This is a genomic window from Arthrobacter sp. NPDC057013 (assembly GCF_042674585.1).
In the GTDB taxonomy this organism is placed as follows: domain Bacteria; phylum Actinomycetota; class Actinomycetes; order Actinomycetales; family Micrococcaceae; genus Arthrobacter.
This window is the reverse complement of the sequence record NZ_JBHUSE010000033.1, coordinates 1-14,335: the sequence shown is the minus strand read 5'-3', so window position 1 is coordinate 14,335 and position 14,335 is coordinate 1. Positions and strand designations below refer to the sequence as shown.

The window sequence follows — 14,335 nt, the reverse complement described above, 5'->3', positions numbered from 1 at the left end:
CCCGTGCGGAGCAGGGAAGCACGACCCTCCAAAACTGCTGCGCCGGGACCGGGACTCTTCGTCCGTAGCGGCGGGGCGCAAGATCCTCTGAGAAACTAAGAAAGACACGTCATGGCGAACAACCTCGATCTATCTCACGATCTAGCAAAATTTTCGGCGAATACACATTTTTCCGACCTTCCTCCGGAGGCAGTCGAGGCCGCCAAAAAGACTCTTCTGGACACCCTCGGCGTCATGCTCGGCGCGAGCGGCATGGAACCGGCGGTGAGGCCAATCATCGAACTCGTCACGGATGCCGGCGGCAAAGAAGAAGCGCAAATCCTTGGTTTCGGCGGCCGGGTACCGGCCGCCGCAGCCGCCTTCGCCAACGGCACGCTTGCCCATGGCCTCGACTTCGACAGCCAGACACCTTGGGGCGCTCATCCTGACAGCTCTCTTGTTCCGGCCCTCCTGGCCCTGGCGGAGCGCAAGGGAGACGTGACGGGCGAGGAACTGATAACGGCAGTGGCAATCGGACAGGAACTGTTCGTCCGTCTGCGCTGCAACGTGGGCTGGCGCATGGACTGGAACCTGTCATCGGTGGTCGGCGTGTACTCCGGCGCTGCAGCCTGTGGATCGCTTCTGGGCCTGAACGCGAAGCAGATCGCGCATGCCTTGGGCATAGTCAGCCTGAATGCGGGCGGCACCATGCAACAGATTTTCGGGATCGGCAGTGATCTGCGCGGCCTGTACGCCGGATTCATAGCCCAAAGCTGCGTGAACGCTGTGATCCTGGCCCAGAACGGCATGCTCGGAATGGAGGACCTGTTCGAAGGCGAAGCCGGCGTGTTCAAGGTCTACTTCAACGGTGAGTACAACCGCGGAAAGATACTTGAGGACCTCGGGTCGACATATCTATCGGCCGGGATGACCTATAAGTACTGGCCAGCGGTCGGTAACGCTCATACGTATATCCACGCGGCCATCGAACTGATGCGGGAAAATCCCGTCCAGATCGAGGACATTGCATGCGTGCGTGTCTACGTTGGAGACTTCGCTCAGCGCATGTGCCAGCCCCTGACGGAACGAAAGGCGCCGCAAACCATGATGGACGCCAAGTTCTCATTGCCGTTCACCGTCGCCCTGGCGCTCGTCAAAGGCAGCATGAATATCTCGGATTTCTCCACCGACGCCCTCAGGGACCAGAAGGTCCTGGCATTGGCCGACAAAGTCGAGCCAGTGTTCGACGCGGACTTCAACTGGAACCTCAAATTACCGGCAGGCAAAGTCGAGGTGGTTACAAATGATGGCCGGCTCATCGAACGGTTGGGTACCGTGGTGCCCGGCACGCCCGAGCGGCCCATGACCTGGGAAGAACTCCGGCAAAAGTTCCGCGATTGCGCACAGGCATCGGCTCAACCGCTGCCCCTTGAGAGCATCAAGAAAGTGCAAAACCTCGTTGCAGCCCTAGAGACCTGCGGAGAGATCACCCCGGTCCTGGAACTGCTCTCCTGAAAGCGGCACCAGCACCAAACGAGGCGCATGGAAAACCACATCTGCGACCGCGACCCACGGTCCCAAGCAGAGCCATAAAATCCTTGATTCCGCTCTTCCGAAGGATCATCAACCCCTCATGGCCCACAGGACGACCCCCACTCTTGGCCATGAACCCAACAAAAGACGCCGACGGACGTCGGCGGTCTTCACTGATTCAGCCCTGCGGGGCACACCCTACGAGGAGGTAGCAGCGTGGCTACACATTCTGCACCGGCTAAAATGGCCCTTGACCGGACAGCGGTCATAAGGAAAGTGCGACGAACAATCCTGCCAGTCGCCTTCCTGCTCTATGCATTCAACTACATGGACCGCTCATCCATCAGTTATGCCCAGTTGACGATGGGCAAGGAACTGGGCATCGACGTGGCCACCTACGGCGCCATCGCCGCCATCTTTTTCATCGCATACGTGGTGCTCGAAGTACCCAGCAACATGATCCTCGCCAAGGTCGGCGCCCGGCTCTGGCTGGCACGCATCGCCATCACCTGGGGGCTGGTCACCGTAGCCACGGGATTCGTGCACGATGCCACGCAGCTGTACATCGCGCGGATTCTGCTGGGAATCGCCGAAGCCGGGCTCTTTCCCGGCCTCATCCTCTTCCTGACCTACTGGTTCCTCAACCATGACCGCGGCCGCGCCATTGGCGCTATGGCACTGGCCATGCCGGTCGCCCTCATCGCTGGAAGCCTTAGTGGTGGAGCGATTCTTGAGCACGTGGACTGGTTCGGGCTCAGCTCGTGGCGCTGGATCTTCATCCTTCAGGGCCTGCCTCCGGTACTTCTGGGGATCTGGCTCCTCCTCACCCTTGCCGACCGGCCGAGCAAGGCCAAGTGGCTCCGTCCAGACGAAAAAGAGTGGCTCGAAGGCGCAATCGCAGACGAATACGCGGCCATGCCCGAGGAAAAACACGACAAAAAGAGCGAACTGCGCGCGCTCCGCAATCCCAAAATCCTGTATCTGGGTCTGATCAATGCCCTCGCCGGCGTGGCAACGTACGGCATGACCTTCTTCCTCCCCCAGATTGTCTCCCAGCTGAACCCCGCCTACTCCCCCACCAACATCGGTGTCTTCGGGGCCATCCCTTACGTTTGCGGTGCCATTGTGATGCTGCTGCTCGTCCGCTATGCCGACATTAGCGGCCGTCGTAAGTTCATCGTGCTGGCTTGCTTCGCTACCGCAATCATCGGTCTGATCATGACCGCGGTGTTCCGGGGCTCCCCCGCCCTGGGGATGCTCGGACTCATCCTGCTTGCCTGCGGAGTTATCGGAAACATCCCCACCTATTGGGCACTGATCAGCGAGGTACTGACCAAGCGTCAGGCTGTCGTCGGAATCGCCGTGATCAACGCACTCGCATCCGCGGGCGGATTTTTCGGACCATTCCTGATCGGCAAGCTCGCCACCCCCGGCGACACCATCGTCGGTATGACCGTCCCCATGGTTGCACTGGCCTTGGCCTTTATCCTGCTCCTCTTCGTCAAGGTCCCCCCGCGGACGAAGAAAGAACAGGAACCCGTAGAAATACGCGAGTTCGGACAGCCGCCAGCCGGCAGCGGGGCAATCGGTAGGTCGGCGGCAACGAAGCAGCAGTAACGCACAAACGACGTTGGCCTCGCCCTTGCAGGCAAGCCAACGTCGTTCTACTGACCGTGCGCCTGACGGCACTCCCTAGTGGGGTCCCAAAGAAAGCCGGGAGGGAGAGATGTTGACTAAGTCTCATAATGCAGGATATTGTGAACATGTTCATAAGAACTGTGTGCGTCGTCACTGTCGTTGCAATGGTTGATTTCCAACCTTTCTGCGCGGCGCGGGCGGCAAACTATCGTCCTTAAAGGAGTCCGGCCGGGCCACTAGGATCAGTTCGCTACACACCGTCGTGTTCGCGCCGATGCGCAAAGAACACCAAGCCAAAGGTAGTAAGACGCATGCCTGAACAGTGTCGATCGAATTCATGCGAAGCCTGTGCCCTTAGCCCAGCCGACCACGCTCGTCTCACACGGGCTCTGCCGGAGCGTGCTTTGCTCCCCCTCACCTCCTCCCGTTCCGCAGCAACTGCCTGCCAGGCACCATCCCCGGCAGCACGTCCGAAAGGTGCTGTCCGATGACCACCATGCACGTCAACGCGACCCACAGGCTCGACAGCCTCCCGATCAGCAAATTCCACCGTCGCATGATGTGGCTGGTTGGCCTCGGGTTGTTCTTCGACTCGTTCGACAACACCCTCTCCTCAGCCGTGCTGGCCTCCATGCTGCCCACCGGGTTCTCCACGCTCGAGCTGAACTCCCTGTTCCTTTCAGCCACATTCGCCGGCCTGGCAACTGGAGCGGCACTCTCGGGCTGGCTCAGCGACCGGATCGGACGAGGCTTCGCGTTCCAGTTCAGCCTTGGCCTGTTCGGAATCCTGGCGTTGGCTGCCGCCTTTGCGCCCAACGTTGAAGTGCTCATCGGCCTGCGGCTCCTGATGGCCATCGGAATGGGTGCCGAATACGTCATCTGCTACGGCATGATCACCGAATTCTTCCCGCGTTCCCACCGCGGCAAGTACCTCGGCCTCCTCGGAGTTTTCGGCGGATTCGGCGTCTCACTGTCCTCGCTCATCGGCTTCCTGGTCATTCCCACCTTTTCGTGGCGGGCAATGTTCGTTATCGGCGGCGTTGGCGCCCTGATCGCATGGTGGCTGCGCCGTAATATGCCTGAGTCTCCCCGGTGGCTGGAATCGCGCGGCCGCTACGAGGAAGCCGAAGCAGCTCTTCAGAAGATCGAAAAGGAATCGGGCGTTACCAGCCCGAAGGTCACCACGGCTCCGGTTGTCGACCAGGAGGCCGGCGCCGCCCATGACAAGGCCAACTACGTGCCCGTCACGGTGCTCTTCTCACGCGGCGTTATCGGGCGGACCATACTGGCCCTGGTCCTGACTGTTATCTGCCTGTTTGGCTCCTACTCCGTGACGGGCTGGATGCCCACCTTCTTCGTGAAGCAGGGAATGAACGTTACGTCCTCCCTTGGATTCAATGCCGCAATCATGTCCGGCTACGTCGTAGGTCCGCTGCTGTGTGCGCTGCTTGCTGACAAGCTGGGCCGCCGACGCAGCATCGTCGGTTCCGGTACCCTCGCAGCGATCTTCGCCGGCATCTATCCGTTCATGACCGAACCCGCGCTCATCATTACCATCGGCTTCATCCTCGTTGCCATGGCTGCGTCGTTCCTGACCATGTGCCTGGGCACCGTTCCGGAGTTCTTCCCGACCGCCTTCCGCTTCCGTGGCGGTGGCCTTGCCCAGACCGTAGGCCGCGTCGGCCTGATCGCCTCCCCCTTCATCGTCCTGGGGCTGTTCACCAGCTTTGGAATCGTCGGAGTCATCCTGACCGTATCCGGCCTGTACATCGCCGCTACAGTGATCTTCGCCGCCGCCCGTGTGGACACCTCCTCCGAGGCCCTCGCTCACATCGCTCCTGCGGGTGACACCGCCGACGCAGATGCCGAGGAGCCCAAGGCCCACGCATGACTCAACAACGAAGGCGGAGACGCTGCTGCTCCGCTGACGTCTGAGACAGCCGGCCGCCGGGTCTGAATTAGTTCAACTAAGCCTGGCGTCCTCGGACCTGACTTACCGGTCCGAGGACGCCAGATCCATCAGCTGACACGACTCTCCACAGTGTGCAGCATGCTGAAGACTTCACCACAATCCATCGAATGTAGCGTCGCTCCCCTCCGGTCAGGGAGGGCCTGAGGCGGCAACTCCGATGCAGAATGTACCCGAGGCGTCACTGATGCCGTCCATCTCCTGACCATCAAGGAGCAGTAGTTATGAAAGCCGTTGTTTTCCAAGGCGAGGGTAGGCTCGAGATCCGCGACTATCCGGACCCCGTACCCGGCCCGGATGAAGTAGTCATCCGCATCAAGGCCTCCGGTATGTGCGGAAGCGACCTCCACCACCTTCACGGCCCCGTCCGCACCGGCACGGAGCTGGTCATCGAGGGTCACGAACCCTGCGGCGTCGTGGAGCTTGTCGGCGACGCCGTCAAGCCAAGCGAGGCCAAAGTAGGTGACCGCGTTATGGTCCACCACTACGACGGATGCCGCACCTGCCAGTACTGCCGGTCCGGCTGGACCCAGTACTGCCCCAACGGACGCATCGTCTACGGCGGACTGAACGGAGACGGCGGCCACGCCGACTTCATGAAGGTCCCCGCCCACACCCTCATCAAACTGCCCGACTCACTCTCCTTTAAGACCGGGGCGGCCATCTCGTGCGGTACCGGAACGGCCTTCGCCGCCATCAAGAGGGTTGAACTGTCCGCCGATGAGACCGTCGCGGTCTTCGGTCAAGGACCTGTGGGGCTGAGCGTCACGCTGCTGGCCAAGGCCTTCGGAGCCCGGGTCATTGCCGTGGACGTCGAACCGTCACGGCTGGAGATGGCTAAGCAGTTCGGCGCCGACCACGTCGTCGACTCCCGCGAACAGGATCCTGTTGAAGCCATCCGCGAACTGACCCGGCGCGGCGAAGGAGCGGATAAAACCATCGAGTGCAGCGCCATCCCCGCGGTGCGCCGACAGGCCATCCAGGCAGCCCGGCCGTGGGGGACCGCATGTATGGTCGGAGTCTTCGGCAAGATCGACCTGGACAGCGAAGAGCTCATCCATCTGCACAAGACTGTTCTCGGGTCGCTCACGTTCAGCAAGAACCAGCAGGAAGACTGCGCCCAGTTCGTTGCCGAACGTGGCCTGGACGTGGAGTCCCTGTTCACCAATGAGTTCAGCCTCGCCGAGGCCGAGAAGGCCTATGAGCTGTTCGACCAGCGCAAGATCGGCAAAGGCGTTTTCATCTTCGACTGACAGCATGTCAACGGTCATCCTGGAAGGAATGTCATGACCACAACCCAGCAGAGCTTCGCACCGTCCGAGCAGGCGCAAAGTTTCCTCTCCCGCGAGGTGCACCAGCTCTTCATCGACGGGCAGATGGTTCCGGCCGAGTCCGGAAAGACCCTTAGCACCAATAATCCGTCCACCGGTGAGGTCCTGGCGCATTTCGCCGCCGGCGGCCCGTCCGACGTTGACAAGGCGGTCCTGGCCGCGCGGAAGGCCTTCAACGGGCCGTGGAGTTCCTGGAGCCCGTACGAGCGGCAGGCACTGTTGCACCGTGTCGCGCAGGTCCTTGACCAGAGGTTTGAGGAACTGGCTGAGATCGAGGCCCTGGACATGGGGGCTCCGGTTTCGAGGCTGCGCAACTCCAAGGCCTCGCTGATGAAGATGCTCGCGTTCTTCGCCTCCCAGGCGACCAGCATCTCTGGTGAGACGCTGATGAACGGTATCCCCGGGAACGTCGCAACCATGACGCTGAAGGCACCCGTCGGTGTCATCGGTGGCATCATTCCCTGGAACGGACCACTCAACGGACAGTTCTGGATCATCGGCGCCGTCCTGGCCAGCGGATGCACGGCCGTGCTCAAGCCAGCCTCGGAAGCGTCGCTGTCAGTGCTGCGCACAGCCGAGATCCTCCACGAGGCCGGCGTCCCCGCAGGTGTCATCAATGTCGTCACAGGATCCGGTAGCTCAGCCGGTAACGCACTGGCTGCCCACCCAGATGTGGACCGGGTCGCGTTCACCGGTTCCACCGAGACGGGCCGCCGAATCATCGAAGCGTCAACCGTCAACATCAAAAAGCTGCAGCTCGAATTGGGCGGTAAATCGGCAGACATCATTTGCGCGGACGCGGACCTGGATAAGGCCGTACCAGGGGCAGCCATGGGCGTCTTCTCAAATTCGGGCCAGATCTGCTTCGCCGGGACCCGCGTACTGGTCCAGCGGCCCATCGTTGACCAGTTCACCGAGCGGCTGCTGAAATTCATGGACAGCCTGAGGGTCGGTCACAGCCTGGATTCCAGCGCCACCCTGGGCCCGGTTGTTAACCAGAACCAGCTGGACACCGTGCTGAACTACATCGATATCGGCCGGAACGAAGGCGCCGAACTGCTTTACGGCGGCCAACGCCTCGGGGACGACCTCGGCAACGGATACTTCGTCCAGCCCAGCGTCTTCGGCGGGGTCAACAACACCATGCGCATCGCCCGTGAAGAGATCTTCGGGCCGGTCCTCTCCGTCCTTCCGTTCGACGACATCGACGAAGCCATCGCCATCGCCAATGACAGCGAATACGGCCTGGGCGGGGCAGTCTGGTCACAAAACCTCTCCACAGCCATGCGCGCCGTCCACGGCGTGCACACCGGCACCATGTGGGTCAACTGCTACGGCTACATCGACCCCCTGGTCGGCTTCAGTGGCACCAAACTCAGCGGCTACGGCTACAAGGGCACCGCCGCTCACATGGACACTTACCTCTACACCAAGAGCGTATACATGCAATTGTGACGCCCTTCAGGACGGACCGGTGCGCTGGGAGGACGATCACGTCCTCTTCCTCCCGCGATTCCGGGACGTCCGAGGAACGCAAATTGGCCGCCGTCCATGTGGACGGCGGCCAATTGCTTTTTACCCGCCAATTCAGACGTCCTTGGAGCCTGCCGGGTTGAGGGCAAAGGAAGTGTAGACGAACGTTGCCGGCCTCGGCTGCCGGTTTCGGAGGTCGTGCATACTGCACCGCAACACGATCGAGTCCCCCTTGGCGAGCGTCACTTCGCCGTCTTCCAAGACGATGTCCAACTCCCCGTCGAGCATCGTGATTACATGCAGGGAAAGATCCGTGTGCAGGTCGGGCACCGCCAAGGTGTCACCCCAAGCACCGGGCACGGTGAGGATTCGGACCACGGCACCCTCGGCCGGCGCATCAGGTCCGAGTGTCCAGCTGGGCTCCGGGTGATCGTCCGGAGCGGCGGGGATGCTGCGCTGTTGCCATAGTTCCTGCAGAACGATTCCATTGGGGAGGTGAGTGGAGGGGAGGTTTCGCCCGTCAGCGACGATTGCGGATGCTTTTGAGGCGTTGGTCCCGACGATGACGCGACGGGCGCGTGTTGACAGGTCAGTGCTGTTGGGCTGCATGATCGGTGGCGCTCAGCGAACCACGCTGATGTGAACGGCGGAGACTATGCAGGGCTTGTCCGTCCTGTTCCGCCAGGCGTGCTTGGTGCCGCGCTGCACGATGGTGTCGCCCTGCCGCATGGTTGTCTCGCCGGTGTCGAGAAGAACGCAGGCTTCCCCGGAAATCACGGTAACGATATCGATCGTGTCGGTCGTGTGCATCCCGGGAGCATCGTCAGGATTCACTGCGTCGCCGGCGCCGGACTCGGCCAGGATCCTGGCGTATCCGCCCTCGTAGTCCCATTCACTGTCCGGAGCAAAGGCCGTGATCACATAGTTGTAGCCCGCCGGCGGCGGCGGAATGATCGAGGCATCACCTGGGCCGTTCGGTGCCATCACAGGCGTCGGCACTTCCGTAGCCTGCCACAGGTGGTTACGGGTATAGCCGTCGGCGACGAGCCGGTCAGTCGTTGGACCGTCACTGACAAACGTGGATTTTCCGTCGTCGGCCAAACCGGTCACGATCAGGCGTGACTGAAATTCGCGGTGTTCTTCCACCATGATTGTGGTCCTTTCGCTAGCTGATGTCATTTCGGAGGCCCTCCGGCGTTTAGGCGCCTCCAGCCAACCGCTTTTCGTTTTCCAGGGCTTCTGATACGGGTGCGTTGTCCACATATATGCGCTGATCGACGAACTTTCCGTCAACCATGGTGATTTTCGACGCGGCCTTGATCTCGATCACGGCGCCGTTGCGGAGTGTCCAACGGCCAATCGACTCGAAGAAGACAACGCCGCCCTCTTCCTCCCAGACGTTCACAAGGTCGTGCCCCAAGGATTCGACCTCATTGAGCTTGTCGCTGAAGGCGGCGATGATGTTGTGCCGACCCTTGATTTCCGGGCTGTTACCGAATGTGAGGGTCATGTTTTCCGCGTAGTAGGACCCGAACTCGGACGGGTTGTTCGCCTCCATTGCCGCGTAGTAGTGGGTCAGCACCTTTGCCGTCTCGGCAGTTGCACGCATAGTTTTTCGGACCTTCCATCTCGTCAGCGTCATCACCTGCGGTCCTCGCGGGACGACAAGCGCCAGATTCGCCCTAGGCTATTGACTCAGTCTCATAATACAGGATATGTTCAAGATCACAGCAGAGAAGCTTGTGCAGAATCTGGCTGAAGCGCCGGCGGATAGAGCCAGGCGGCGAAGGCCAGACCACTGGCCTTGACCGACACGATCCACCCGTGTCGAGCAAGGGCCAGCCCGAAAACATATCGCCGGGTCCCCGAGGGATGGGGCCGGCACCCAAGCCAAGGCAGTAAGACGCATGACGATCGACGCCGATCAGACCCGTGGGGGCGGGACTTGCTCCCTGAGCCTTGCTCATCAACAAGGAGACCTTGTGTCCGGAAAACTTCAATCGACAGGAGCTTTGACCACGACGGGCCGTCGCGAAGACCCGAGAACGTTCATGTTCCGGCTCACCGTGATCGCCAGCCTGGGCGGGCTGCTGTTTGGTTTTGATACTGGCGTTATTGCAGGAGCCTTGGTGTATCTGCAGGAAGACTTCCAGTTGAGCGCCGTCACCGAAGGGCTCGTTGTCACCTCCCTGCTGTTCCCCGGCGCGACAGCAGGTGCGCTCCTGGGCGGCCCCATCGCCGACCGGGTGGGACGGAAAAAATCACTGGTGATGGCGGGCGTCATCTTCGTCATCAGCACCGCAGTCTGCGCTCTCGCTCCCAGCGTTGTCATTCTGGTTGCTGGCCGTATCGCACTCGGTTACGCCGTCGGCGTCGCTTCTGTTGTCGTTCCGTTGTACCTCGCCGAGATGGCACCGGCGTCCCAGCGCGGTCGCATCGTCACCGTGAACCAGCTCATGTTGGTCATCGGGCTGTTCCTGGCGTTCGTGATCAACGCGGTACTGGCCAACCTAATCAGTGACCACACTGTCTGGCGGTACATGCTTGGTGTCGCCGTCGTCCCTGCCGTCGGGCTCCTCGTCGGCATGCTCACGCTGCCCGACACTCCGCGTTGGTATGCGAGCAAGCAGATGTGGGCCGACGCGAGGCGCACCCTGCAGAGGGCACACCTGGCCGACCGTGTCGAGGAGGAGTATCAGCAGATCGCGGGCATCGTCGAAGCCGACCACATCAAGGGCAGGGTTCCCGTCCTTGCCACGTTGCGCAATTCGCCGTGGATGAAGCGCCTGATCGTCATAGGCATTATCCTGGCCATCGCTCAGCAGACTACCGGCATCAATGTGGTCATGTATTACGCCCCGACTGTGCTGGAAAGCTCCGGTCTGACCCGGTCCGCGTCGCTGCTCGCCTCGGTCACTGTCGGAATCGCGATGATCGTCTTCACGGTAGTTGGCATGTGGATTCTCGGCTTGATGGGCCGGCGCCGGATGATGCTGCTCGGATTCGGCGGGGTTGCCGCGTCGCACCTGGGGCTCCTCGTGACATACCTGATGCCCGACTCCACTATCCGCTCCTACATGATCCTGGCGTTCATGCTGCTGGTGACCGCTTTCATGGTGACCTTCCTGGGTACCACCGGTTTCCTGGTCCTCTCCGAGCTGTTCCCGCTGCCAATCCGCGGTTTCGCCATGGGTGCTTCCCTGGGCGGGCTATGGGTGGCCAACTCTCTCATCTCGTTCCTCTTCCCGATCCTCGCCGAGCAGTTCGGTTCCGTGGCCGTTTTCTCCGGTTTCCTGGTGCTCAATGTGCTGGCAGCGCTGTTCGCATTCCGCTATATCCCGGAAACCAAGGGACGTACGTTGGAAGAACTCGAAGTTGAACTGCACGACCGCTTCACCGGCGCGGTAGCTGGCCGCCCGTAATCCAGGGCGGCGTTTCCACTTTTTCGCTGTGTGCCGGCCCGGCCGGCTGGGTCGGCACGCAGCCGATTCCACCACCCCTTCAACAGAAAGTGAGACCCACAATGACTGAACCGAGGTTCGCAGGAAAGGTCGCCTTCGTCACCGGCTCCGGCAGCGGCATCGGCCGGGCGACGGCGATAGCCTTCGCGGCCGAAGGCGCAACCGTGGTGCTGGCCGACATCGACACAAGCGGCAATGAAGAAACGGCACGCCTCGTCTCCGGACACGGCGGTAAAGTCCTTGCGCTCAAATGCGACGTGACATCTTCACAGGAAATCCAGGCCGCCGTTGAACAAGCCGTTCAGGAATTCGGCCGCCTTGATATCGCCTTCAACAATGCCGGCATTGAACAGCCGCCGGCAGCACTCGTGGACATCTCGGAGGACCAGTGGGCGCGCCTGCTGGACGTCAACCTTCGCAGCGCGTTCCTCTGCATGAAGTACCAGATCCCTGCCATGCTCAAGAGCGGCGGCGGATCCATCGTCAATACCTCCTCCGGTGCCGGCGTGATCGGGATCAGCGGCCAGGCAGCATACGTCGCCGCCAAACACGGATTAATTGGCCTAACAAAATCAACGGCATTGGATTACGCTTCGCAGGGCATCAGGGTCAACGCAATTTGTCCCGGCATCATCGAAACACCAATGATGGACAGGTTCTCCGGCGGCACCCCCGAGGGCAGGGAACGGGTGATTGGCCAGGAACCCGTCGGCCGCATGGGTAAACCCGAAGAGATTGCCTCGGCTGTTCTGTGGCTTTCCTCGGACCTTGGCAGCTTTGCAACCGGTCACGCAATGGTGATCGATGGCGGTCAGACGGTAGGCATCTAGCCGCTGGCGCCATCCCAAGATCTCCAGGGCTGTGGCGGGCGCCGAACCTCAAGTCGGTGCCCGCCATCTTGCCGCACTTATAATGGCAGTAATACCGCCGTTCGTGAGGCTGCCTTCGACGGTCTTGGTATATGTCTTGTAGAGAAGGATGGGGCCTCACGTCATGAGCGGACGCGGTTTGCCGGAGAACGTCGTTGAGCTGAACGGCGCCCCGGACAGCGCAGGAAGTTTGGCTAGGATGCTGACCATCCTGGACCTTTTCACTGAACAAGAGCCTGTCTGGTCTACGGCGGACCTCATTGATGCTCTCGAGACCTCGCGTTCGACAGGCTACCGCTACATCAAAACACTTCATGACGCGGGTCTGCTCACTACGGTCCGCAACGGGTACTACAGCCTTGGCCCCAGGATCATCGAGATGGACCTGCAGATCAGGCAAACGGACCCTTTGCTCCTCGCCAGCCATGGCGTCCTGGAAGAACTTGTTGAGAACGTTGGTCACTCTGCCCTGCTCTTGACCGCATTCCGTGATTCGGTGCTGTGCGTAGGGGAAGTCCGTGCGCCATCGAGTCCGGCAAATCGATTCAGCCGAGGGCAACGTCGGCCAATGTTCCAAGGGGCCGGTTCGAAGGTCATCCTCGCCTATCTCCCCCACCACCGGCTGAAGGCGATCTACCCGCGCTACAGTGACGAAATTGAGAAGGCCGGGCTGGGCGCCACCTGGAGCGAGTTCCGCAAGGCCCTGGGTGAAATCAAGAAAGATGGTTATCTCCTGACGCGCGGGGAGTTTAACCCCGGAGTGTACGGTGTGGCCGCCCCTATCCTTACTGACCAAAAGACGTCTGTGGGCAGCGTGGGCGTGGCTTGGGATGAACACGTCCGTGACATCAACGTCGAGGAAGCGATAAAGGCCGTTAAGGAAGCTGCGGCCACTGTCTCCCGCCGCCTCACGCAAAACCAGAACGGCTCCTAGATCCAGCCTAGCTAAGGGCTGAACGGCACGCTTTGGCCTGCCAAACTGTCCTGCGCGGATGTGCGCATACCGGCAGGGGAAGCCTCTTGGCCGGCGCAAGCCATTAGCGCCCACGGCAGGCGAGGGAACGACAGGCATGGCACCCGAATGCCGCCAGCCGCGTCACGGACTGCAGGATCCTCGGCTCATGAGAACGCCGAGTCGGAGGTGCCGGTGCTGACACAGCCGGCCACGCACGAGATATCGCCTCTTGCAGGTACTGGCTGGCTGTTCGAAATTGACCTTGCGCCTGAATCATTAGGCCCGTTGACGATATCCCGTCATGTGGGATATGGTGAATTTAGAGCGGCCGGTGAATATGTATTACAGAGACGGACCGCCACCTCCCGCCTGTTCTTGGCGGGGGATGAATCGACTTTTATGAAGGAGCAGGAGATGCGCGTAAGCAAAGCAGCGGACACCGACATCGAAGCAGTCGGATCCATGCGCGAGGGAAAGCTGGACCAGAAGCACCTGCTGTTCGGCGAGGACGGTTCGCCGAACAACTACGACCTAAACATGGGCCACACCGGCGGCGGCGGGTGGCGGACCCCGCGGCACCGGCACAACTTCGACCAGGTCCGCTACGTCATCCAGGGCCGGCTTCCCTACTCCGAGAATGATTACCTGGAGGAAGGCTGGGTCGGGTACTTCCCCGAAAGCGTCCACTACGGTCCGCAGGAACGCGCCGAAGGCCTGCGCACCCTGGTGCTTCAGGCCGGCGGCGCCAGCGGCCAGGGCTACCTGTCCGTCGCGCAGCGTGAGGCGACCAACTCGGAGCTGGAAAAGACCGGCGAGTTCAAAAAGGGCCTGTACCACTACACCGACGCCAACGGTGAAGCCCAGACCGTGGACGGGTCGCAGGCGATCTTCGAACATGCCACCGGCGGCAAGCTCGAGTTCGCCACCCCGCGCTACGAAGACGTCATCGCCATGAACCCCGCAGCCTACGACTGGCTGGAGTCGGGCGACGAGGGAGTGTCCGAGAAGTGGCTGGGCAGCTTCACCGAACGCAACTTCCGCATCGGCTTCCTGCGCCTGGATGCCGGCGCGACCTACCAGGCCGGCCAGTTCCCGTCCATCGAAATCCTGTTCCAGACCAAGGGCCA

The 14,335-nt window shown here is 61.3% G+C and carries 12 protein-coding genes; 9 read left to right on the top strand and 3 right to left on the bottom strand.

Translation table 11 applies throughout. The features are described 5' to 3' along the window. Positions 1-111 precede the first annotated feature (111 nt). The 5 genes from ACFTSA_RS23790 (at position 112) to ACFTSA_RS23770 (ending at position 7,905) form a co-directional block, all read left to right on the top strand. A complete protein-coding gene (locus ACFTSA_RS23790; RefSeq protein WP_377954504.1) occupies positions 112-1,494 on the top strand; it encodes an MmgE/PrpD family protein in 1,383 nt (460 codons plus the stop codon). 294 nt (positions 1,495-1,788) lie between these two features. Beyond that, entirely contained in the window at positions 1,789-3,129 is a 1,341-nt protein-coding gene (locus ACFTSA_RS23785; protein WP_377954502.1) for an MFS transporter, read from the top strand. A 508-nt stretch (positions 3,130-3,637) separates the two neighbouring features. Beyond that, positions 3,638-5,041: an MFS transporter gene (locus ACFTSA_RS23780; RefSeq protein ID WP_377954500.1), complete on the top strand. Its 1,404-nt coding sequence runs from the start codon at positions 3,638-3,640 to the stop codon at positions 5,039-5,041. Between the two features lie 302 nt (positions 5,042-5,343). Further along, a complete protein-coding gene (locus tag ACFTSA_RS23775; protein WP_377954499.1) occupies positions 5,344-6,372 on the top strand; it encodes a zinc-binding dehydrogenase in 1,029 nt (342 codons plus the stop codon). A 33-nt stretch (positions 6,373-6,405) separates the two neighbouring features. Continuing rightward, entirely contained in the window at positions 6,406-7,905 is a 1,500-nt protein-coding gene (locus ACFTSA_RS23770) for an aldehyde dehydrogenase family protein (RefSeq protein ID WP_377954497.1), read from the top strand. Positions 7,906-8,037: 132 nt separating this feature from the next. On the opposite strand, the gene ACFTSA_RS23765 is transcribed toward ACFTSA_RS23770, so the two are convergent. From ACFTSA_RS23765 to ACFTSA_RS23755, 3 genes are read right to left on the bottom strand one after another with little or no spacing between them, the layout of a single operon-like run. Then, the gene (locus ACFTSA_RS23765; RefSeq protein WP_377954495.1) at positions 8,038-8,532 is read right to left on the bottom strand and encodes a hypothetical protein; all 495 of its coding nucleotides are present in this window, start codon (positions 8,530-8,532) and stop codon (positions 8,038-8,040) included. Positions 8,533-8,544: 12 nt separating this feature from the next. Then, a complete protein-coding gene (locus ACFTSA_RS23760) occupies positions 8,545-9,072 on the bottom strand; it encodes a cupin domain-containing protein (protein ID WP_377954493.1) in 528 nt (175 codons plus the stop codon). A 49-nt stretch (positions 9,073-9,121) separates the two neighbouring features. Then, positions 9,122-9,532, bottom strand: a complete 411-nt coding sequence (locus ACFTSA_RS23755) for a nuclear transport factor 2 family protein (protein WP_377954491.1) — start codon at positions 9,530-9,532, stop codon at positions 9,122-9,124. 373 nt (positions 9,533-9,905) lie between these two features. Here ACFTSA_RS23755 and ACFTSA_RS23750 point away from each other — a divergent pair, with 373 nt between their 5' ends. The 4 genes from ACFTSA_RS23750 to ACFTSA_RS23735 form a co-directional block, all read left to right on the top strand. Next, positions 9,906-11,345, top strand: coding sequence for a sugar porter family MFS transporter (locus tag ACFTSA_RS23750; protein ID WP_377954490.1), 1,440 nt, complete (start codon positions 9,906-9,908; stop codon positions 11,343-11,345). 101 nt (positions 11,346-11,446) lie between these two features. Further along, positions 11,447-12,214, top strand: coding sequence for a glucose 1-dehydrogenase (locus tag ACFTSA_RS23745; RefSeq protein WP_377954488.1), 768 nt, complete (start codon positions 11,447-11,449; stop codon positions 12,212-12,214). Between the two features lie 163 nt (positions 12,215-12,377). Then, positions 12,378-13,187: an IclR family transcriptional regulator gene (locus tag ACFTSA_RS23740; RefSeq protein WP_377954486.1), complete on the top strand. Its 810-nt coding sequence runs from the start codon at positions 12,378-12,380 to the stop codon at positions 13,185-13,187. A gap of 435 nt (positions 13,188-13,622) precedes the next feature. Continuing rightward, a partial coding sequence (locus ACFTSA_RS23735) for a hypothetical protein (RefSeq protein ID WP_377954484.1) occupies positions 13,623-14,335 on the top strand: 713 nt, incomplete at its 3' end.